This window comes from Planctomicrobium aquicomposti (assembly GCF_051466325.1).
Taxonomy (GTDB): domain Bacteria; phylum Planctomycetota; class Planctomycetia; order Planctomycetales; family Planctomycetaceae; genus Planctomicrobium.
On the sequence record NZ_CP195792.1, the window covers coordinates 2,705,886 to 2,727,004 of the forward strand.

A 21,119-nucleotide genomic window follows, 5' to 3' on the forward strand; every position below is an offset into this window, starting at 1 on the left:
CGGAGCGGGGGGAGATGATCAAGCGGCCACCTCTCCTGGGACCTCGCTCAGGATGGTTGTCTCCAACAGATTGTCGAATCGACTGCTGGCTCTTCGAGGACAGCATGACGAGAGACTTTCGCGTGTGGCACACCCCCGGGGATATCAATCTACGCTTATGGAATTGAGATTCTTGAGGTTGGCTTTGGACATAAATTCGCCGTGATTTGCCATTTCCTGACAAATTCAGCGAAACGGGAGCAGGTCTCGCCTCACAAAAGCGCCTGTCCTCCCCGCTTCCTGAATTCGGGCCTGCACGTTTCTGCCGCGAGGGAGCGGTGAACTGCTCAATCGAGACGAATGCACCCAGCCACGAGGACGAGACGTCTTCCCTAACGTTCTTCTCTGTCACGAATTGCAGCGAATAACCCACGCCAGGTATGTTCTTCAGCCACCGCTGAAACCGTCAGACCGGCGGCGACGGCGGCCTCAGCCGTCACCGGACTGATTGCTGCCAGACGAACGTGATTCCGGAGCGCAGGCCCGTTGAGGAGCCTCGCGATATTCCGTGCGATGGAAGGACTGCTGAGGGCAATCCAGTTCAACTCTCCGGCCGCCAGCGACTGCATGACCGAATCGGGAAACTGTTCCACATCCCGATGGTGGTAAACAACCACCTGTTCGACATGCGCCCCCGCGGCAGCTAATGCATCCGGAATCACGTCCCGTCCCCGATTGGCTCGGGGCCAGAGAACTCTTTTCCCAGCGACATAGGGTAGCAGAGCAGCCGCAAGAGCCTCGCCACGATAGACTTCCGGAACAAGGTCAGCACGCAAGTGGTAGTGTGCCAATCGCGCAGCTGTCGCCGGACCAATCGCAGCCAGCTTCACCTTTCCCAGACGGCGGTTGTCTCCCCCGGTTTCCCAGAGTCGCTGCAGGACGGCATCCACGCCGTTCACACTTGTGAAGATCAGCCAGTCAAATTCTCCCAGACGCTGCAAGGCGTCGTCGACCAGAGTCCAGTCGTCGACAGGCTGGATTTCGATTGTCGGCATCAACACCGGTTCTGCACCGAGTTGATAGGCCAGAGCTACCGAATCCTCTTCATGCCCCGTCGGCCGCGTGATTCCGATGCTTACCCCGGCGAGTGGGAGCCTTTCGAACCAGTTGATCCGCTCCCGCTGCGTGACACATTCCCCGACGATAATCAGCGAAGGGGGTCGCAATCCGGCAGCGGCTACCGCGTCTGCGATTTCGGCGAGGGGAGCCGTGACAGTACGCTGTCGCGGTGTGCTTCCACGGGAGATGACCGCCGCCGGAGTGGTCGGCGATTTCCCCTGTTCGATCAGCGACTGTGCGATGAGCCCGATCCGATGCAGTCCCATGTAGAACACGAGCGTTCCGGGAAACTTTGCGAGCGCGGTGTAATCGAGTGCGTGTTCCGCTTTTGTCGGATCCTCATGCCCGGTTACGAAAGCGACTGCGGAAGCCATGTCGCGGTGCGTCAGCGAAATTCCGGCATAGACAGGAGCGGCAATGCCTGCGGTGATTCCCGGAACGACTTCAAAAGGAATTCCGGCGTCCGCCAGCGCTGCCGCCTCTTCGCTTCCCCGGCCGAAGATAAAGGGGTCTCCCCCTTTGAGCCGAACAACGGTGCGGCCCGCGCGACCCGCTTCAATCAGCTGACGATTGATCTCCGCCTGATCGAGATGCCGGTTAGCACCGGAGCCTACGCGACAGGTCCGCTCGGCGGCAGCCCGGCTGTAGTGCAATAACGCGGGATTCACCAGTCCGTCATAGAGAACGAGGTCGGCCTCCTGCAGGCAACGCATCCCCTTGATGGTCAGCAGTCCGGGGTCACCCGAGCCTGCCCCAACCAGATAAACCTTGCCAACGGAAGCCATGATACTTTTCTGCTGCGAGCGAACCGCCGGGAATGACTCTCCGACGGTTCCTCAAATGAAACTGATTACGCCTGGGCCTCTTCCCAGCCCGCCTTCATGAATTTCAGGCCGTTGCGGGCCAGGGCTTCTTCGGAAGTGAACATTCGACGCCAGATCCGCGTCGCGGCGGCCACTTCCGGCAGTGCGAGACCGAACGCTTCGATCGTCAGCCAGCCATCGTAGTTGGCCTTTTTCAGCGCGGCGAAGCTGTCTTTCCAGTTGACCTGTCCTTCTCCCGGCGTGGAACGGTCGTTCTCGGAAATGTGGACATGGCAGAGCTGATCCTTGCAGGATTCAACTGCTGCGAAGATGTCCTTCTCTTCGATGTTCGCATGGAATGTGTCGTACATCATTTTGACATGCGAATGCCCCAGTTCGCGGGCAAAGCGGGCGGCGGCGCTCACCGTGTTCATGAGATAGCATTCGAACCGGTTCAGGCATTCAAGCCCGAGTATCACATTCTGAGCGGCAGCATGATCGGCCACGACCGCCAGACCTTCCTGTGACCACTTCCACTCTTCCGCCGTCGGACCAGAACCCGTGAAGGCCCCCAGTGCCGAATGGATCGGGCCGACGAGGTGAGTCGCCCCGCTGGCGGCAGCCATGTCGACCATCTTCTTCAGGTAAGTGACACCCGAGGCCCGCACGCTGGCATCAGGAGAAACGAGGTTGTGTTCCACCGTTCCAGCCGTGACGGACGTGGCTCCCAGTCCCAGTTCCCGCAGCTTCTTGCCGATTTTCTCGGCCCGGGGAAGGTCGTATTCGAAGATCGGCAGCTCGACACCGTCGTAACCCCACTCCTTGATCTTTTCGATGACCGGGAAGTGTTCCTCGTCAACGCGGCCCGTCCACAGCAGCAGATTGATACCGAACTTCATAAAAGCGCGCCCCCCCCCGCCAGGTGAATTACGATCTGAAACAGACCCAGATTGGACCTGAACCGGCCGATGCCGTCAACGAACGGAGAACCTGATTGGGGGAGAACAGGCGCCGACTGGCCGCGTCGCAAGGGGATGGCGCGTCGTGCGATGGCGGATTACGACGATTCCACCGGCCCCAAAGCAGTTGCCCGGCGATTCCCTCGCGGCTTGCATGGCGTGACCCGGCACCGGCGGCTAAAGTTTTTCCTGCTCTGTCACCCTGAAAACGGTCAATCGAACGCGGGATTAGCAATGAATATCGACTGGCAACCGCTGCGTGAGATCATCGATCGCTCTCAGCGGTTCATCATTTCCAGTCATGTCCGTCCGGATGCGGACGCGATCGGTTCGGAAATTGGACTCGCGGGATGGCTGCTGCATCTGGGCAAGCAGGTTCGCATTGTCAACCCCTCGGCGACACCAGAACACCTGCGGTTTCTTGATCCGGACCATCTGGTTCAGAAAATCGGCGGCGAAGTCAGCATCGACTCGGTCTGCGATACCGACGTGCATGTCATCGTCGACACCAGTGCCTGGCAGCAACTGGTCGATGTCGGAAAGGCACTCGAAAAATCGACGGCTACGAAGGTGGTCATCGACCATCATGTCAGCTCCGATTCGCTGGGAGCCCTGGAATTCAAAGACGTCTCCGCTTCCGCAACGGGCGTGCTGATTACGGAACTGATTGAAGCCTGCGGCGGCTCATTTCATGGTGGGATGCCCAACGCGCTCTTCGCAGCAATTGCCACTGACACCGGCTGGTTTCGCTTCCCCAACAGTGATGCACGGACCATGCGGACCGCGGCCCGTCTGATCGACCAGGGAGTCCAACCGCATCTGGTTTACCGTGAACTCTACGAACGGTCGTCACTCGCTAAACTTCGACTGCAGGGGGTCGTGTTGGGACGGGTCGGTCTGGTCTGCCAGGGGCGGTTGGCCCATACACTGATCACCCGTGAAGATTTCCGGATGACGGGAGCTCTGCCGACCGACACCGACGAGCTGGTCAACGCCGGACTGACCATTGAGGGTGTGGAAGCCTCGTTCATTCTCGTGGAACAGGCGGATGGGCGGATCAAGGCCAGCCTCCGCAGCCGGTCAACACTCGACGTTGCGGCGATTGCCGAAAACTTCGGAGGGGGGGGCCACCGGCAGGCAGCGGGGGCCATGCTCCCCGGCCCGATTCTCGAAGCCCAAAAAACGTTGCTCACGGCCTTCGAAAAAGTGCTGGGTTGCGGTATATGATGCTGATTGCACCAGCCTGAACGGCTCCCACCTGAATGCCCCACCCGGTTCCGGATCACGGATCTTCCGGAAATCTCCTGCTTGCAGAGTTCGAGTGATTGTCGTTCCAAAGGGATTTTATGTCTGATTCCAAGTCGTCCCACTCACCGAGTCCTCCGCACCATGTCCCCGCGAATCTGACTCCCCGCCGCAGCTTTCTGATGGAAGCACTCGCCGTGGTGATCGGCGGAGCCATTACGCTGATTCCGGGACTGGCCGGCGCCATCTTCTTTCTCAATCCACTGCTGAAGAGGAAGAAGAAGGCCGACGCGGAAGCGGATGACGGATTCGTGATGGTCGGCACCGTCTCGGCTCTGGAGTCCGGCGGAATCCCCTCCATGTTTCAGGTGGTCGGAGTGAAACAGGACGCCTGGACGACCTATCCCGAAACCGCGCTGGGAGCTGTCTACATCAACCAGCTTCCCGACGGCAAACTCTCCTGCTTCAACGCCAAATGCCCGCATCTGGGCTGTACTGTCGACTACCGCCCGTCGGAGAATGCCTACGTCTGCCCCTGTCACGACAGCTCCTTCAACCTCGAAGGCGAACGGAGCAACGACATTCCTCCTCGCAATATGGATGCGCTGGACGTCCAGGTCCGGAACGAACGGGAGTTGTGGGTCCGGTTCCAGAACTTTCGTCCCGGCATGTCGAAGCAGGAGCCGGTTTAGGCCTCCGCAAGCTTTCCTCGGGAGATGCTCCTGATCGGTCGTTCCTGATTGAAAAGATTGATAGAAACGATCGAGTCCGCAAGCCAGCTGACCGCCTGAGAAAATATCCCACCCCAGACGCGCTGAACACTGTTCCCCGGGCGAACCCCCTCTCTCCTTTTTGATCGTTCGCAAGACATGCAAAGCATTCTGAACTGGCTGGACCACCGCACGGGCTACAAAAACCTTGTTCAGGGGACCCTGTATGAGCCGATTCCCGGCGGAGCACGTTGGCGCTACGTCTGGGGGAGCACCCTGGTCTTTGTGTTCACGGTGCAATTGATCACGGGGGTCTGTCTGTGGATGTCGTATGCACCGAGTGCGACGACCGCCTGGGAAAGCGTTTTCTACATCCAGAACGTCATGACGCTGGGTTGGCTGGTGCGTGGACTGCACCACTTCGCAGCTCAGGCAATGGTGGTGCTGCTGGTGCTGCACCTGATGCAGGTCGTCATCGACGGGGCCTATCGTGCGCCACGTGAGGTCAACTTCTGGCTGGGGCTGATCCTGATGCAGATTGTCCTGTTTCTGGGGTTGACCGGCTACCTGCTTCCCTGGGATCAGAAGGGGTATTACGCGACTCAGGTGGCAACGAATATCATGGGGTCCGCACCGGTGGTCGGCCCGTATCTGCAGACATTGATTCAGGGAGGCGAGCAGTACGGCAACCAGACGCTGACCCGCTTCTTTGCGTTACATGCCGGAATTCTGCCTGCCACGCTGATCGGCTTTCTCGCATTGCATATTTATGTCTTCCGTCGCCATGGAATTCATGCCGTCAAAACAGAAGGTCGCCCGGACGGCCAGTTCTGGCCGGATCAGGTTCTTCGCGATGCGGTCGCCTGCCTGGGAGTTCTCGCTGCGATTCTCGGAGCCACACTGTACTTCCACGGCGCTGAGTTGATGGCCCCTGCCAACCCTGCCGAGTCGTACGCGGCGGCCCGACCCGAATGGTATTACCTGTTTCTCTTCAAGTTCCTGAAGTTTGGATGGGTCAGCCGGGTCGGCGAGCATACCGGGCTCGGCGAAGCCTTCGGAGCGATCGTCGTTCCGGGTGTCCTGATGGGAGTTCTGACACTCGCCCCAATTATCGCTTACCTGCGTCGCGGACATCGGTTCAACGTCGCGTACCTCTGGGTCGTGGTGGGCATTGCCGGCACGCTCACCAGCGTGGCTTACTACGATGACTGGTATTCGAGCAGCGACAGCGGCAAGTCCTTCCGTGAAGCGGTTCGACTTGCCCATCGCGATGCCGAACGAGTCACCGATCTGGCGCTCTCCCCCACGGGAATCCCTCCGCAGGGGGCTGCACAACTTCTGCAGAACGACCCGCTCACCCGCGGTCCCGGAATTTTCAATCAGTACTGTGCGAGTTGCCACCAGCCGGCCGACCCGGTGGCCACATTCACTGAAAAGCCGGTCGCTCCTCCCCTCACGAAAGGGGATGACCGCGAACATGTGCTGTTCGGCTCACGCGACTGGATTCGTTCTGTCTTGACCAATTTCGCCGAGCATTTCGCTCCACTCGAAAATACCCAGGGGGAACGTGCGGAAGCAGCTCAAGCCATTCTGAATGGCAGCATGCGGGACTGGTCTGACACCCATCGCAAGACATTGCTGGACCCGGTTAACGCTGCAGACTTCACCGCACTGGTCGAGTTTCTCTACGCACAGAGCCGCCGACCGGATGCCAAGGCTCCGGATGACGCCGTTGTTCTCCGTGGGAAAGAGATCTTCAAGTCCGGTGAGATGAAACAAGGGTCCGTGGGGGCCTGTGTCGACTGTCACAGCATGCGTGCTCTGACCGTTGTCGATCAGAAAGTCGTCCTTGAGGAGGAGTCTCTCTCCGAAGACCTCTTCCCGGTGCTGACCGGTTACGGGAGTACCGAATGGCTGACGGAGTTCATTTCCGACCCTCAGAAGCACTACGCGGGGGATTCAGGACAGAATGCGATGCCGGCGTTTGGTTCGCAGTTATCTGAACAGCAGCTGCAGATGGTCGCTCGCTGGCTGGCGCAGGATTATTACCTGCCGTCGCTTCCATCTGCCCCCTAGAGCCGGTTGCTCTTCGCAGTGACCGCGCAGCAAGCGTTTCGTCGGATGAAATGCCCAGTTCCGCACGGCGAGAACGGCGACGTCAAAAGCGAAAATGCTGCAGGCTGCGAGGGGAGTCAGGCCAAGTGAAGCTGCAGATCTTCTTCTGGAGATCACGCGGAAGCTGAAGATGGTCGTTGATCGCAGAGGCACTGCGGACGTGGAAGCCCCACTCGTTCGTTTTTCCCACGCGACCGCTTTGCGGAATGTCCGTATTTCGCCGTGGGGGCCGTGATCTCTGTGCGGAAACCTCCCCCATGATGCTGCGGAAATCAAAAGGCGCTGAACTGCGCAAGCCGCAAAGGAAACCGGAAGCAGATCCAAGGGACAGCTAACCGGAGTGGCGACGCTCCGTGCACACTTAAGCGCATCTCGGAGATGTCTGCGAGTCAGGCGGAACACCCGGGACTCAGGCATGGAGGGACGCTGACGTGCAGCGACGCTCTCTCGGAAGCGTAGCAAGAGCCGATTGCCCAGCTCTCGCTACGTGGAGTTTTGCTTTCAATCGATCCAGACCGTGCTGCGCGGTGAGAACGCTTGAGCACCCAACTCTAGAAATTCCCGCGGGACATCCATGCACTGGCGGCGGACGGAACCGAGAAGCGTTGCAGGTGAGCCGGTTCTTCAAGCTTCTCGAACTCGTAGTTCTGCTGTTCGATCGCGGTACCGCTCTTTGCCTGAGGGACTTTCGTCCACTTCGAGTCTTCTTCTGCAGCTTTCTGCGGGGCCACACTCGGTTCAACACGCGGATTCTCAGCCACGACAGCTGACGGATACGGAGCAGGTATCGATGCGGTCTCCGGAATCGGAGTCAGGCTGGTCTGGTACTGGGGCGGTTCCTGAACTGTCTGGTAAGGAACGTCACGATACTGCACGTGCTGCTGAATGGTGGTCTGCGGGACAGACTTGGTGACCAGCTTCGGAACCCACACTTGCTGATAGGAGCCTTCATCGACCGTGACGGACCGGTAGGTAGTCACTGGCACCGAGACGACCTGTGCTTCCCGGCGGATCTGGGTCTGTACTCCGACCACGGGAGCGGCATTCATCCCGCACGGCCCACACGGCGCGGGCATCATGGGAGTCATCGGCATGACAGGAGCTGCCATTCCGCCACACGGGCCGCAAGGAGAGACTGGTGCACAGCCGCAGCCCGAGTACATCGGCATGGGAGCCACATACGTCGGAGGGACCCGGGCACAGGCCCGACGACCACAGGCTTCCGCACTCATCGGCACTGCAGCCACCATCATCAGCCCAGCTACATACGATTTCCGCAGCATGTTCCGCTCCCCTGATCTGCAGTCGAACCTATCTCCACAGGTCTCAGACCGTCGACTCCATGTGTACGGCGCTTCATTGACGACCGCCGCTGCTGCATCTGATCGGCCGAGGGATCCGGAGTGGATGAATCTGAAGAACCGACACCCTGCCGAGTGTCCAAGCTGGAATCGGGATCGCTGCTTAATCGTTAGGAACGTCTCCTCCGGAACTTGAGGGGACTATGAACGCAGGGCTGCGAATTTCTGCAACTGCGTCGAACTCAACGATTCCACCGATCGGGGAATTCACAGTCACCGCGCGAGGGTAATGCGAGCATGTTCATCGGCTCCGCCAGACCCCGCGGAGTTCAGTACTCTTTCATCGACCGGACGCCGACTCGTCAAGGAGAGCAGCCCGCTACATGAGGTAGTCCGGACATTCAAAGTGTGCTGGTCACGAGTTCCGCGAACCAGATGAAGCGGGCGAAATTGCACGTTTTTTTCTCATAACGGGTCGCCCCGCGCCGACAACGCTTGAACCGGCAGAAGGAGCGTCCGCAGTGCGACCGGGATCACTCGCTGTTCCCAATCGCAGGTCCTTGAGCAGCTCCCACCGAGCATCGGTCAGTTCCTGGCGGCGACGCTTCCTTTCCTGCTCCTCCCTGAGTCCACAAAGTCTCAAGGAAAATCAGACTTCACGCCAGATGGCATGTCCGGGCTATCTAGCTCGCCAGATATTCGTCAGTAGAAACAACCTGGGCGTAGGCAAAGGCCAAGGCAGACATCAGTGTGGCGTGTACCTGCGCAGCCGGGATCGTTTCTCCCTGAAACTCCAGGTCACGGGTGGCGCAGGCATCATGGACGACAGTGACTTTGTACCCGAGATCCGATGCAGCCCGGGCCGTGGCATCGATGCACATGTGGCTCATCGCTCCGATGATCACGACTTCCTGAATCCCCTTCTCATCAAGAACTTGTTGCAGCTCCGACTTCAGGAATGAGTTCGGGAAATTCTTTACAATCACCGCTTCGCCCTTCGCCGGAGCGACCGACGGATGAATCTCGACGCCGCTCGTTCCCGGCACGAAAAAGGGAACTCCCGGTGTGGTGAATTCATGTCGAACATTCACCACCAGATCCCCTTGAGCGCGGGCGGCAGCAAGAATTCGGGCTGCGTTCGTCAACGCCTGGTCGAAGTTGACCAGCGGAAGCTTTCCGGAGGGAAGATATTCATTTTGAAGATCGACGACGACGACGGCCCGTTGGGTCATGATTTTTCCTGACACCGCTGAATCGGACGAATGGGAAATTCGTATTCTACCGCTGTCATGATCAGGTGCGAAGTCAGAGGTCGCGGTCTTTTCCGCTCCATTCGGGACTGGGGGCAGGGTCCTCAGTGAAGTCTTCGCGACGCCACCAGGCTTCTGACCTCAGTACCTTACGCGTTTTGAATTCTCCATTCGGGGCACCCACCAGGAGGAAACCTGCCAGGCTCCCCCCGGTCAGCACTTCGTCTGCTGAAGGAGTCACATTCCGCATGGCGAGAACATGACAGAACAGCGTCAGGATCCAGCGAGTTGTCCAGCGGCTTCCCTGAAGCAGCTCGCTGCACAGACATGGGCTTGCAAGCGGCCCACGGGAGTGATGAATGGTGAGCAGCTTGGTTGGGTTCAAGCCCCCTGTCAGTCGGGAACGCCGCGCAGAGACTCACGCAGACGCTGGGGACGTCTGCTGAGTTCGCAACGGACTGAGCCACTTCTTCAGGCAATCACGCACCGGGCCGGGCATGCAGGCGCGGGCCATCTGCATCCAGGCGTAGCGGTTTCCGGGCTGATGACGAACAGCCTGCAGCAGTTGCGTCAATGCCGGAAGGGGCTGGTTCGCATATCGGAGTTCGGTTCCCATCCATGCGTAGGCATCGCTCAGAATCGAATGAATATCCCGTCGCGAAAGGTGGATGAATTCGGAATGCTGACTGAGTTGATTCTGAATGGTCTCGAGAAATGCTGTCGCAAACTCCACCTGGTTCTTGCGGTTGGCCGTGATCTGGTCGGCACAACCAATGCGGTAATCGATGGAGGGGAGATCAAGAAATGCCACAGGGCCGAGCCGGCACGTGTTCAGATGAAACGCGTAATCCTCCCCACCTCGTCGGAACCGCTCGTTAAAAGGTCCTGCTGCGAGTGCACGTTCCCGGCGGAGCAATACAGTGGAGGTGTGGACGAGATTTCCGAACAGCATCTGCGAATAGATCATACCGGAACGAACGGTGACTTTGTCGTTGTGTCCGGGGATACTGACGGCAGCAGAGGGAGCATTATCGGCGAACAGCGACTGGGGACCCAGTTTCCGGTAGGCGCCATACATCTTGCGAAGATACCGATCATGGAGTTGCTGCCCGCGGCTATCAATTGCCGACATGTCGGTCCAGACCATGCCGGATTCCGGTAATGCCTGCAGAGCTGCGACCTGGGCCTCGAGCTTCCACGGATGCCAGATGTCATCCGAATCGAGCAGCGCGATGAACTCTCCCTGTGCGTGCTTCAGACCCGTATTGCGCGCGGAAGAAACACCACCGTTCGGCTGGGAGACGTAGCGGATGCGCCCATCCTGCTGCTGCATCTGCTCAACGAGCGAACGTGTTCCATCCGTGGAACCGTCGTCGATGACAATGGCTTCGAGATAGGGATAAGTTTGCCGCAGAATGCTGTGCAGGCATTCCTCAAGAAAGTGTGCTCGGTTAAAGGTCGGCGTAATGACCGAAACCATCGGAGATGGCGAACTCATCCGTGTTGTCCAACTGTTTGGCACGGCCGCCGGAAATTCGCCCGCTGCCCGCAAAGCGTGATTCCTGAGCCGATTGGTCCAGCTTGTGTCATGCGGGTGAGCTTGAGCAAGAGAAAGTTTCATGAATTCAGAAACTTCTTTACGAAGTCCCTGCAACGTGCGGTCAATCAGCCCTTCGGGCGTTGCGAAAAGACAACGCGTCGATTCAATCGTACCTCATAACAGGCGAAGCAACTCCTGCAGCCGACGAGTTTCCCTTGGGACATTTCCCTCAATCGACTCAGCCGGACATCATGAAGAGGTCATCGACTCGAGGGAGATGAATCCGCTTTGTGGGGTCGCCGCATTTGCAGGTTCAACTCCTGCAGAATTGGCTTCATCGCCTCCAGCTCAGTGTAGTACATCGCGCTGGGATCGATCCCCTGCGTGTCGAGCCATTCAAGCTCACGCTGTATCGCTTCACGTTGTGACATCCAGGGAAGAATCACCAGCCAGAGAACCGCGAGCGGCACCAGCCAGGCTACCAGACGTGCAAACCCCGTTTGCGGTCGTCGCAGATCAGCAGCGTCAATGCCCCGGTCCGTCACGTGATCGTCGCTGGGCTGTCGAATCATGGCTGAACCGATTCACGAAAAACGACGCGGAACATCAGCCAGGCCATCACAAAGGTGAGCAGGAGATTGAGTGTCTGGCCACACAGATACAAGACGAGCGGCTTCCCGCCGCGCAGGTACGGGGAGAGTTCCTTGAAATTGGTCTCCAGTCCGATGCTGACAAAAGCCAGACAGAACAACCAGCCCCGCAATGTTCCGGTGGTCCCGTCGATCATCGAGTCAACGAGTTCCGGCCCGGCAGGAAGGATTGCCGCCAGCAGGGAAAAGATCAACGACGCCGTCACAAACCCGAGAATGAACCGCGGGAACCGTCGCCAGATTTCACTGATGCCCGGCCGCTCTCCCGGCGTCCCGGCTTCCATGTAGCGGGTCCAGTAGACCGCCACTCCGAAGGCGACAAAGCCAATCAGAATGTTCTGAATCATTTTGACCGTTGCAGCAACCTTCAGGGCCTGCTTCCCGACGAATGCGCCTGCGGCGGCGACGGCTCCGGTGGAATCGATTGTCCCCCCCAGCCAGGCGCCGGCCAGAGTTTCATCCATTTCCACCGCTTTGATGAATGCGGGCATCGCAATCATCATGAACACGGTGAAGACCAGTGAGAGACCAATGGCCAGCGAAAGTTCTTCCTTCTTCGCCTTGCACGCGGCCCCCGTGGCGATGGCTGCCGAGACGCCGCAGACCGACATATCTGCGGAGATCACCATATTCAGCGAGGGGGATTCCATCTTCAAAACCTTCTGGCCGAAGATGTAGGTCGTGATCAGAACGACAGGCGTGACCACCCAGGAAACAAAGATCCCCGGCAGTCCCAGCGCCAACAGTCGATTCAGCAGCACTTCCGCTCCAAGAAGCACAAGACCTGTTTTGATGTAGAACTCCGTGCAGACGGCCGGCTTGAGAAACTCGGGAGTGCCGGTGGTGTTGCAGATCACCAGCCCGACCAGTAATGCCCAGAGCGCATATTCCAGGTTGTAAGCCTTGATGACACTTTGCCCGGACATGACATAGGCCAAAGCTGCGAGCAGAAAGACGGCTGGAAACGCACGGAGAAACGCTCCCCCCTGACCGCTTCGCACCTGCATGGCCACCGCGAAGACGACCCCCAGCACGAGGAGCGCGCGCAAGTGTCCCCGGGATCGCGTTGAAGGGAGCGGATTTCTCAGTCGCCGGTCGCACCAGGGAATCGAGAGGGTTCTGCGACCAGGATCCCGGTTTGGAGAGCCATTTCGCCGCCGGGTTCGAGATCTTGATAACCTCGCCGCTGCGAGCCAGCTCGTCAAGATTCGACGGACGGGCCAACCACACGACGAGGAACGCTGCGCAGAGCATGAATACTCCGCACCAGACCGCCCACCAGTCTTCCGACGTCCTCATCAGACTGGGACGTTTTATTGCGGTTGCTCCCTCACTCGAAACTTCCACCGACATGGCCGCAAATCCTCGACTTCGATCCGTTCCTGTTTCGCTCCTGCTCACGGCGTCGACATCACGTCCGTTGGCACCGGGCATTCTCCTGATGCACTATGACTACCTCGTCCGATGAGGAAAACCCTGCAGCGGGAATTGCCGTCTCTGAGAGCGGCTTTGGGGGCCGGAGACTCGTTCCAGTGCCTGCGTCGCCTGCGTTTTCTGAGCTCAGAACCACAGCGATTCGGATGGGGCGACCTTGGATGGAAAGATTTTGCTCGGAGTTCGCACAGGATCAGCGACCATGCGCCGGAATCATCGGACGAGAAAGGAATGCCCCTGTAAAAACTCCAAGTTGCTCGGACCACGACTGAGGGCTTGACTTTCACAGATACACAGACTAGTGTAATGGTGTTGCAGCAAGGAATTCCGATGAAGAAGACACGACGCGAGAAACCCTCGGTCTGTTGCGGCACTTCCGATCTCAAACAGCGACCACTGCTCTCTCCCATCGAGGCAGGGGGGCTGGCGGCTGTCTTCAAAGTTTTGTCAAACGATACCCGACTGAGATTGCTGCACGCTCTTGTGCGTGCGGAGGAGCTCTGCGTCACAGATCTGGCTGCTACCCTCGGAATGAAGCCACAAGGGGTCTCCAACCAGCTTCAGCGCCTCTCCGATCTCGGCATCCTGGCCTCACGTCGCGATGGGAATAACATCCTTTATCGGGTGGTCGACCTGTGCGTTTGCCCGCTGCTGGATCAGGCGATTTGCCTGATGGAAGAGGTCACAGAGCGCCAGCAGCAAGTTCCCGTTCCTCCCCGATACAAAGTGAAAAGTGGAAAAGATGACACTCGATGAGTTCATGACGCTGCTGACTGAAAACCCGGCAGCGCATCTGCAGTTCCTCCTGCCGGATCAATCAGCCGTTCCCGCACACTACCATGTGACAGAGGTCGGGAGGGTACGCAAGGACTTCGTGGATTGTGGCGGCACAACCCGCAAGGTGGAGGCTTGCGTTCTCCAGCTCTGGGTGGCAAACGACACGGACCATCGGCTGACCGCCGAGAAGCTGACGGGGATCCTCAATAAAGGCAGGGGCCTGTTTGAGACAACGATGGTCCCGGTGGAAGTGGAATATGACCAAGGGGTGATCTCGCAGTATCCCCTGGAGCCGATGGAGACCAGTTCGACTCTGCTCGTGTTCCAGCTTGGAACAAAACACACCGCCTGTCTCGCCCCGGAACGCTGCGGGCTCGATCTGCTTCCGGTGATGTCGAAACCGGGAGCTTCCAGCTGTAGCCCGGGGTGTTGTTAGAACATTTTGACTCTTGATGCCCCGGTCCCCGCCACGTGGAAGTCAGCATTTCACCAGACGAAACGCTTGGGGCGCGGACACTGGAAGGAACAGCCCGCCCGGCGTGTCGCGGGGACGAACGGTTCGGTTGCTCGCGGAGGAAGGGGCGATCAAGACGATCCCGCGTGAAGTAGTTCTCTGGCCGATGGGCTTGCCCTCCAACCGCATGAACCTGTTGCCGGTCGTCACGGACAGTCCCTGTCACGACTGAGAGAGCTGCCGAAGGAACAACACCTGAGTCCGTTCTTCAAGGAAGGAAGCTTGTTCTGCAGCCGGAATCATGACTGCTAGTTGTCTGCTTCTTCAGCAACTGCCAGCAGAGCCAGAGTGCCCGGGGGTGATGAAAAAAGCTTTTCCACAGATTTCCTTTGAGCGTAACGGAACGTCGTCCGTCGCGGTGCAGGTAGCCGAACCATTCTCCGAACTCGGGATCGGCGAAATGGCGGAAGCTCCAGTCATGAACCTGCTGATGCCACTGGGCATAGCGGGGTTCCCCGGTGAGGCAGTACGCGTAGAGTGTGGCGATGAGTGCCTCATCGTGGGGCCACCAGAATTTCATGTCATGCCAATATTCCGTAACCGGCTTGTCATGAAGGTCTCGGAAGTAGAAAAGTCCCCCAAACTCATCATCCCAGCCCCGCTTCCACATCCAGTCCAGCATCTGACAGCCGAGCTCGATGAGTTCCGGACGCGACTGGACGTCTCCTTCCCGCAGAATGAACCAGGCCGCTTCGATGGCGTGGCCGGGATTCAAAAGTCGCCCGTCGAAATGATCGACGATTTCTCCCGTTGGTGAGACCGATTCCAGCACGACTTCCAGATCGGGCTTCACGAACAGCTCGCGAATTTCTTGAATTGCCCGTTCAATCTGCTCGGCCAGCAGTGGATGGTCCCCCAGGTTGTCGCGCAGCTCCTGTGCGGTCACAAGCGCGATCATTCTCGAACCGAGTCCGGTCAACGGCCTGACGTCTGTAAACTTCGGTGGCTGCTTCCCCGGTGTGTGGTTCCAGTCCAGGAATTGGCCGAACAGTTCCATCGCTCGACGCCTCCAGCTTTCGTTTCCGGTAGCTTTGCATCCGGCTGCGAAGGCAATCGCCGCAAACGATTCACTGTAGGCATAACGTCGTTTGCGGATCGGTCGACCGTCGGCGGTAAGATGGAAGAACATGCGACCATCCTGATCGAATCCAGAGCGCTCGAGGAACTCGAGTCCCGATTTCCCCCAGGCCAGCCAGTCCGCATTCTGTTCAACCGTATTGAAGAGCGTCAGCAGCATCCAGCTCATGCGGCCTTGAGCCCAGACCGACTTGTCCGTATCAACAAGGCTGCCGTCACGATCGACGCAATGCAGATACCCTCCGTGTGTCTTGTCCACGCAGCGAGGGAACCAGAACGGCACGCAGTCCTCCAGCAGCAGCCGACGATAGGTCTCCGCGAGTTTGCCGCGTCCTTCAGCAGTGAGCAGTGACAGGTCTTGCATGGCACTCCGCCGTTGCAGGGGTGGAAAAGCGGGAACGTAAAGGAACTGGGACTGTTCAGGTTCCTGCCAGGTCCGGCCGGGGACGAATCAGCAGTACGAGCAGAGTTGAAAAAGCCGCCACGACCGCGAACGCTCCGAAGATGACGCTCAGGGGAACGGCCGCATCGCGTGAAGCACCGAAGCCCCAGTCGGCCAGCCCTCCACAGGTGATACTGACCATGTTCATCAGGCCATATCCGAGTGCCCGTTGGCTGGAAGGAACGATCTGACAGAGAATCGGCATGTGGTTGCAGTCGACCAATCCGTAGCCCCATCCGAACAGCAGCAGAAAGCCAATCGCCATGCTCAGAGAAGAGGCTTCGCCGATACCGATGATGGCGGGAATCAGCAGGAGTGATCCGATTGCGCTGACATAGATCCGCCCGCGCTGTGTGCGACGCATCCAGCGATCGGCCAGCCACCCGCCCAGTGCGGCCCCGAGAATGGCGGCCAGTTGCCAGTAGAGTGTCGCCGAGACGCCGGCCTGTCCCTGTCCGATCTGAAACTCCTGCTTCAGAATGGCTGGCATCCAGTCGCGAATGACCCAACCGGCAAGTGCGGGGAGCGAGAAATAGGCTCCCAGCAGCAGGTAAGAGGGATTTGTAAACAGAGCCCGTACGGTCCTCAGAAAGGAGCCGCCAGCCAGTTCACTGCCGGTTTTCGTCTGCTCCGCGGGAGGATCTCGCAAGATGAGTGTGAGTGGAACGGCATAGATCATTCCGAAGATGCCGCAGACTGTAAAAGCCGATCGCCACCCGAGCGCAGGGGCATCTGCGATGTACCCGGCAAAACCCCCTGCGATCACACCGCAATAGATCCCCATCTGATGCAGGCCGATGGCCCGGGAGCGAGTATTTCCCCGGTGATAACCTGCGATCATCGCCAACGCAGCAGGGATGTAGAAGGCCTCGCTGACGCCCATCAGCGAGCGGGCCCACAAGAGTTCCTGATAGGTCTCGACCTGGCCCGTCCACCAAGTGACTGCCGACCACACAAAGAGACTGCCGCAGATCGCCAGCCGTTTGCTGACTCGGTCCGCAAAGTAACCGGCGAGGGGGCTCAGCAGCGCATACACCCACTTGAACTGCCCCAGCATGTAGCCCCAGTTGCCCTCGGAGCCGATATCGGTGATGCTCTCCATGACCGAATATTTCATCGCCGCCAGCATCTGGCGATCGAAGTAATTTAAAAGAGCCACGGGAAACAGCAGGGCGACGTACAGCCAGGCGAGACGCATGTTCGGGGAGCTCACAGGTTCCTCTCTCATGGTCGCTCCTGCGCAGCGTTCGGTGCCCAGCTCCAGACTTCAGGCGAGCGGACCCCCGGACGTCTCTCACCACTCACAACGTACCAGCGTCCCTGCCATTCGACGTTCGGCACGGTCACTCTTGGCGAGGGAATCTCTCCCCCCGAGGTCCAGTGGTTTCGAGCGGTCGAGTACACCAGCGTTCGTGTTGAAAAGCCTGAATGAAGGGAAGGGTGCTGATGCATTTGTGTGCCGTCATCGCCTCCCCAGATGATGATGTCTTCATTAACCGCCGCAGCGGGGGAAGGGGCCGCAGTGACCGCCCGTGGAAGATCGGTGAGCCGAGTCCAGCCGTGATTCCCATTGAACCGGTAGCAATCCCGCAGCGGAGTCCGCACCGGCTTGCCCGTGGAATCGGTACTGAGAGAAACCCCGCCAAACACGTACAAATTTCCCTTTGACGCGGCGGACACCGACAGCATCCGGCCTGCTCCCGGAATCGGAGGAAGAACTTCCCATCTGGACGAGGGGGCGGAGAGATCGAGTCGATACAGTCCCTTTTCGGCAGCGATCGCCAACGGCGACCGGATTCCTCCGACGAGATACAGTGCTCCATCAAGGACTACGCCGCAGGCATTCGACAGCGGGATCGGCAGCGATGGCAGAACATCAATCCGGACTCCATCTCCGCTGACTTCCAGTGAAAAGGTTTCCTGACAGCAGCGGGTCCCGTTCCCGTTCGGCAATGGTGTTTCCCCGCCTGCCACAATCAACCGGTTGTGATGGCTGCCGACCACGCTGTATCCCAGGGCGAACGGAAGTCGCTGGGGCAACTCTCGCCACGCACCGGACGGGGATGTGAGGATGAAGAGCCGGTCGCTCCAGACCTTGGCCCCACCTTCCCACGGAGGAGCGGCCGGAAAATGGGCGCCTCCCCCGGCCAGCAGCATCCCGTGGCTTTCCCCCGCCAGCATCCCGGCCCAGCCGTGGGAATCCGGAACCGAGGCGCTGCGCTTCCAGCTGCCCGATGGGGTCGGTTCCTCAGCGGTTAATCCTGGAAGCGGGACAATCAGAGTCATGAAAAAGCCCGTCATGAAAGCTTTGTGAAGTCGCAGCCTGAATCCTGCTGTCGACCGGATTTGCGGGTGAGCCGTCGGTTGCAGCATGGGAATCCGTTCAGCCCGCGGACCGGGAAACGAGTGAGAGGGACAGTTGGCAGCGACGAGTCAATCGAGTCGATCAACCTGTTCGTTCCACCGCGGTATTTTTTTGAGGCGAATCTGCGGCGGGGACGCCGATTCTCTTATCAATGCGCAGCTCGCTGCCGGCGTATGGAGTTTCCAGACCCCAGTGGGAACGAGGGGCAACGCATGAACGGAACCTGGTTACGTCGCCTTCTGTGACAGGAGGTCGGCGAACTCGCTGTCCTTCAGACGCTGTTCCAGCTGCTGTTTTTCAGTCATCGTCAACGGACGTACTGGTGAGCGGACCGGTCCGACCGGAACGCCGAGCAGCGCCATCACGCATTTCGCGGCGGCGAGGTAACCAAATCCTGCCAGCAGGCGAACCAGTCGAATCGTTCGGTTCTGCTCCGATCGGGCCTGCTCCAGGTTCCCTTGCTCAAACGCACGGATCACATTCAGTGAGATCGACGCAGCAAAATTGAAGGTGCTCCCGACGGCTCCACGGATTCCGAGAACGAGCCCGCTCAGCAGGGCTTCATCGATTCCATAGAGAATGTCGAACTCCCCCTCCGCCTGACGAAGACAGCTTTGCAGTTCGATGGTGTCGGCATTGGTGAATTTGATGCCCGCCAGATTCGGAATGGCGCCGCGGGCCTGCTCCAGAAAATCAGTCGCCGAGAGTGCCACCCCGGTAATGGAAGGGATGTCATAAAAGTAGAACGGCAACTCCGGAGCAGCGGCAGCCACCGGCTGAAAGAAGCGAATCAATTCACCGACGGAAGCCGGCTTGAAATACGAAGGAGCCACAGCCGCGATCCCATGCAGTCGACTGTCCGCTGCTCCTTTTGCCAGAGTGATCGCGTCCTGTTGGCAGTTATGGCCGACATGGGCGATCACATGCATCGGTGTTCCCCTGGCGATCTCCCCCCAGCGGCGTGTGACGGCCAGACGTTCGGGCACGGTCAGCGAATGACTTTCGCCGGTGGTGCCGCAAATGAAACTCGTAGTCACGCCCGAATTCAACAAGCCCGCCAGTTGCAGGGAAACGACATCGAGATGAATCGAACCATCGTCATGAAAAGGAGAATGTGTGGCTGCGATCAGGCCACGAATCATCGGGAAGCGGCTCATGAGCACTCTCAGATCAAGAAAGGTGGAACAATGTGACAAATTGCAGATGGGCAGGTTTCACTCGTAAAGGTGGCGGCGTGAAACGCCCCTTGCAACATCCTTCGCTACTTCGAAGTAAGATGAAAGTCGATCACATTTTCTTTGACGGGTTCTACGTTGGCTGTCAGCGTCGAGTCCGCGTTGTAGCGCTTTGGAAGGATCTCAGGAGTAAAAAAGGACTGCACCGATTCTCCCTGAACGACCTTACCCTGATAGGTCTCGCCCGGCTTCACTTCAACTTCGCCGGCGGTCGTAATGCGTACTCGATGCTGTCCCAGCAGTGCACCGGGTTGACGGGCGGTGTAGGTCAGTTGGTAGCGCCCGTCTGCATCCGTTTCGGCATACGAACTTCTTCCGGATACCGGACTGAACTGAACGATCGCTTTCGGAATCGGCTTGCCATCGAGCGTCACCTGTCCAGAGACTTTGGCAACCTCCACTGTCCCTCCCCTTCCGCAGCCCGTCAGAAATGCGAAGGAGAGCAGCACGCACAACCAGGCATTGCCGATTCGGGGAGCGAAATGCATCAGGACCTCTCATTGCAGGGATGATAGGGCAAGTACAACAGGAAACGGGTGGATGGCAGCCGATACACGTGACCGACAGGGGCGAGAGTCACCCCGAACTTAAAACTCGCCGATCGTTCTTCCATCTTCGCGCTTGCCCAGCGCCTGATAGGTCACGTCCGACATGTGCTCGCTGAGGAAACGGACCGAGCCGTCACACAATGCAAACTGGGCACCGCCGACATGAGGACTGCTGTAGGAATGGCGGACGATATAGCTGTCGGCGATGTTGTTGTTCATGGGATAGGCGACACTTCCCACCACCGCATGTCCTCGCCCCCAGGCCGAACCGGCCGCTGATTCATTATCGTTCACACCAATGTAAACAGCTGCGCCTGGCAGAAAGCGGCTTCCCGGAATTTCATAGGCCCGTTCTCCCAGCATGAATGTCATGCTCGAACCATCGGTAATGTCGCGGAAGGTGGTGCGGCTATTGCGATAGAAGACGCCGTCACCCGGGCAGTTGCCCCACACGCCCAACGTCTGATTCCCGGGACTGGAAATCGGATCGCCGTTATACCCGTAGTTCCCCACATAGTTGGAACGGGCCACTTCCCAGCCATTCCCGACGTTGTGTTCGCTGGTGCCGCGCAGAGTCAACGCGCTGCCGTTATCGGAGGGACAGCGATAGATCGGCAGCGGGATCTGCAGCTTGGGGCGATCGGCATCAGTCAGGAACAGGTCTCGCATTGATTTCAGGCCCGTCTCAAGCTGGTTGTAAACATTCGCCTGATCAATATAGGGGAGAAGAAATGCCCCCCAGCCGTAAGTCCGCTGCCGGGTGGCGGCGACTGCCACGGTCGAGTTCCACACGTAACCAGGTGGAAACACCCCGGCGACATCGTGGTAGTTATGAACCGCCAGCGCGAGTTGTTTCAGATTATTCTGACAGGCATTTCGCCGGGCAGCCTCCCGGGCCTGCTGGACCGCAGGTAGGAGCATCGCGACCAGCACGCCGATAATGGCGATCACCACCAAGAGTTCAATCAACGTAAACCCGGAACGCCGAAATCGCTGGGGCATGGAACAACTCCTCTGGCAGAACACCTGTTGGAATAGACCGAACGGCAAGCAGCG

Annotated in this window: 20 protein-coding genes; 7 read left to right on the forward strand and 13 right to left on the reverse strand. The window is 58.8% G+C overall.

Annotated elements, in window-relative coordinates; all coding sequences use genetic code 11:
• Window positions 1–371 precede the first annotated feature (371 nt).
• Window positions 372–1,883: a uroporphyrinogen-III C-methyltransferase gene (cobA, locus tag SH664x_RS10490; RefSeq protein WP_437200765.1), complete on the reverse strand. Its 1,512-nt coding sequence runs from the start codon at window positions 1,881–1,883 to the stop codon at window positions 372–374.
• A gap of 65 nt (window positions 1,884–1,948) precedes the next feature.
• Window positions 1,949–2,800: a sugar phosphate isomerase/epimerase family protein gene (locus tag SH664x_RS10495; RefSeq protein ID WP_437200766.1), complete on the reverse strand. Its 852-nt coding sequence runs from the start codon at window positions 2,798–2,800 to the stop codon at window positions 1,949–1,951.
• Between the two features lie 294 nt (window positions 2,801–3,094).
• Here SH664x_RS10495 and SH664x_RS10500 point away from each other — a divergent pair, with 294 nt between their 5' ends.
• The 3 genes from SH664x_RS10500 (at window position 3,095) to SH664x_RS10510 (ending at window position 6,891) form a co-directional block, all read left to right on the forward strand.
• Window positions 3,095–4,087 carry a DHH family phosphoesterase gene (locus tag SH664x_RS10500; RefSeq protein ID WP_437200767.1) on the forward strand — a complete coding sequence of 331 codons (993 nt, stop codon included), beginning with the start codon at window positions 3,095–3,097 and terminating at the stop codon, window positions 4,085–4,087.
• 119 nt (window positions 4,088–4,206) lie between these two features.
• On the forward strand, window positions 4,207–4,797 hold the full coding sequence (locus SH664x_RS10505) for a ubiquinol-cytochrome c reductase iron-sulfur subunit (RefSeq protein ID WP_437200768.1): 591 nt from the start codon (window positions 4,207–4,209) through the stop codon (window positions 4,795–4,797).
• A gap of 177 nt (window positions 4,798–4,974) precedes the next feature.
• Window positions 4,975–6,891, forward strand: a complete 1,917-nt coding sequence (locus tag SH664x_RS10510) for a cytochrome b N-terminal domain-containing protein (protein WP_437200769.1) — start codon at window positions 4,975–4,977, stop codon at window positions 6,889–6,891.
• A gap of 590 nt (window positions 6,892–7,481) precedes the next feature.
• On the opposite strand, the gene SH664x_RS10515 is transcribed toward SH664x_RS10510, so the two are convergent.
• From SH664x_RS10515 to SH664x_RS10535, 5 genes are all read right to left on the reverse strand, one after another.
• Window positions 7,482–8,213, reverse strand: coding sequence for a hypothetical protein (locus tag SH664x_RS10515; protein WP_437200770.1), 732 nt, complete (start codon window positions 8,211–8,213; stop codon window positions 7,482–7,484).
• Between the two features lie 701 nt (window positions 8,214–8,914).
• Window positions 8,915–9,463 carry a cysteine hydrolase family protein gene (locus SH664x_RS10520; protein ID WP_437200771.1) on the reverse strand — a complete coding sequence of 183 codons (549 nt, stop codon included), beginning with the start codon at window positions 9,461–9,463 and terminating at the stop codon, window positions 8,915–8,917.
• Window positions 9,464–9,899: 436 nt separating this feature from the next.
• Window positions 9,900–10,979 (reverse strand): glycosyltransferase family 2 protein, encoded by a 1,080-nt coding sequence (locus SH664x_RS10525; protein WP_437200772.1) that lies wholly within the window; start codon window positions 10,977–10,979, stop codon window positions 9,900–9,902.
• A 302-nt stretch (window positions 10,980–11,281) separates the two neighbouring features.
• Window positions 11,282–11,593: a hypothetical protein gene (locus tag SH664x_RS10530; protein WP_437200773.1), complete on the reverse strand. Its 312-nt coding sequence runs from the start codon at window positions 11,591–11,593 to the stop codon at window positions 11,282–11,284.
• The gene (locus tag SH664x_RS10535) at window positions 11,590–12,720 is read right to left on the reverse strand and encodes a YeiH family protein (protein ID WP_437200774.1); all 1,131 of its coding nucleotides are present in this window, start codon (window positions 12,718–12,720) and stop codon (window positions 11,590–11,592) included. Before SH664x_RS10535 ends, SH664x_RS10530 begins: the two co-directional genes overlap by 4 nt.
• 203 nt (window positions 12,721–12,923) lie before the next feature.
• Between SH664x_RS10535 and SH664x_RS10540 the strand changes: the two genes are divergently transcribed.
• From SH664x_RS10540 to SH664x_RS10555, 4 genes are all read left to right on the forward strand, one after another.
• A complete protein-coding gene (locus SH664x_RS10540) occupies window positions 12,924–13,139 on the forward strand; it encodes a hypothetical protein (protein ID WP_437200775.1) in 216 nt (71 codons plus the stop codon).
• A 296-nt stretch (window positions 13,140–13,435) separates the two neighbouring features.
• Window positions 13,436–13,861, forward strand: coding sequence for an ArsR/SmtB family transcription factor (locus SH664x_RS10545; protein ID WP_437200776.1), 426 nt, complete (start codon window positions 13,436–13,438; stop codon window positions 13,859–13,861).
• Window positions 13,848–14,318: a DUF6428 family protein gene (locus SH664x_RS10550; protein WP_437200777.1), complete on the forward strand. Its 471-nt coding sequence runs from the start codon at window positions 13,848–13,850 to the stop codon at window positions 14,316–14,318. Before SH664x_RS10545 ends, SH664x_RS10550 begins: the two co-directional genes overlap by 14 nt.
• A 103-nt stretch (window positions 14,319–14,421) precedes the next feature.
• Window positions 14,422–14,568: a hypothetical protein gene (locus SH664x_RS10555; protein ID WP_437200778.1), complete on the forward strand. Its 147-nt coding sequence runs from the start codon at window positions 14,422–14,424 to the stop codon at window positions 14,566–14,568.
• A 36-nt stretch (window positions 14,569–14,604) separates the two neighbouring features.
• Here SH664x_RS10555 and SH664x_RS10560 read toward each other — a convergent pair whose 3' ends face one another.
• The 6 genes from SH664x_RS10560 to SH664x_RS10585 form a co-directional block, all read right to left on the reverse strand.
• On the reverse strand, window positions 14,605–15,837 hold the full coding sequence (locus SH664x_RS10560) for an AGE family epimerase/isomerase (RefSeq protein WP_437200779.1): 1,233 nt from the start codon (window positions 15,835–15,837) through the stop codon (window positions 14,605–14,607).
• Between the two features lie 55 nt (window positions 15,838–15,892).
• Complete coding sequence (locus SH664x_RS10565; RefSeq protein ID WP_437200780.1) at window positions 15,893–17,143, reverse strand: MFS transporter; 1,251 nt, start codon at window positions 17,141–17,143, stop codon at window positions 15,893–15,895.
• Complete coding sequence (locus SH664x_RS10570) at window positions 17,140–18,201, reverse strand: hypothetical protein (RefSeq protein ID WP_437200781.1); 1,062 nt, start codon at window positions 18,199–18,201, stop codon at window positions 17,140–17,142. Before SH664x_RS10570 ends, SH664x_RS10565 begins: the two co-directional genes overlap by 4 nt.
• Window positions 18,202–18,507: 306 nt before the next feature.
• Window positions 18,508–19,437 carry a dihydrodipicolinate synthase family protein gene (locus SH664x_RS10575; RefSeq protein WP_437200782.1) on the reverse strand — a complete coding sequence of 310 codons (930 nt, stop codon included), beginning with the start codon at window positions 19,435–19,437 and terminating at the stop codon, window positions 18,508–18,510.
• Between the two features lie 104 nt (window positions 19,438–19,541).
• A complete protein-coding gene (locus tag SH664x_RS10580) occupies window positions 19,542–20,003 on the reverse strand; it encodes a hypothetical protein (protein WP_437200783.1) in 462 nt (153 codons plus the stop codon).
• Window positions 20,004–20,102: 99 nt separating this feature from the next.
• A complete protein-coding gene (locus SH664x_RS10585) occupies window positions 20,103–21,065 on the reverse strand; it encodes a DUF1559 family PulG-like putative transporter (RefSeq protein ID WP_437200784.1) in 963 nt (320 codons plus the stop codon).
• Window positions 21,066–21,119 lie beyond the last annotated feature (54 nt).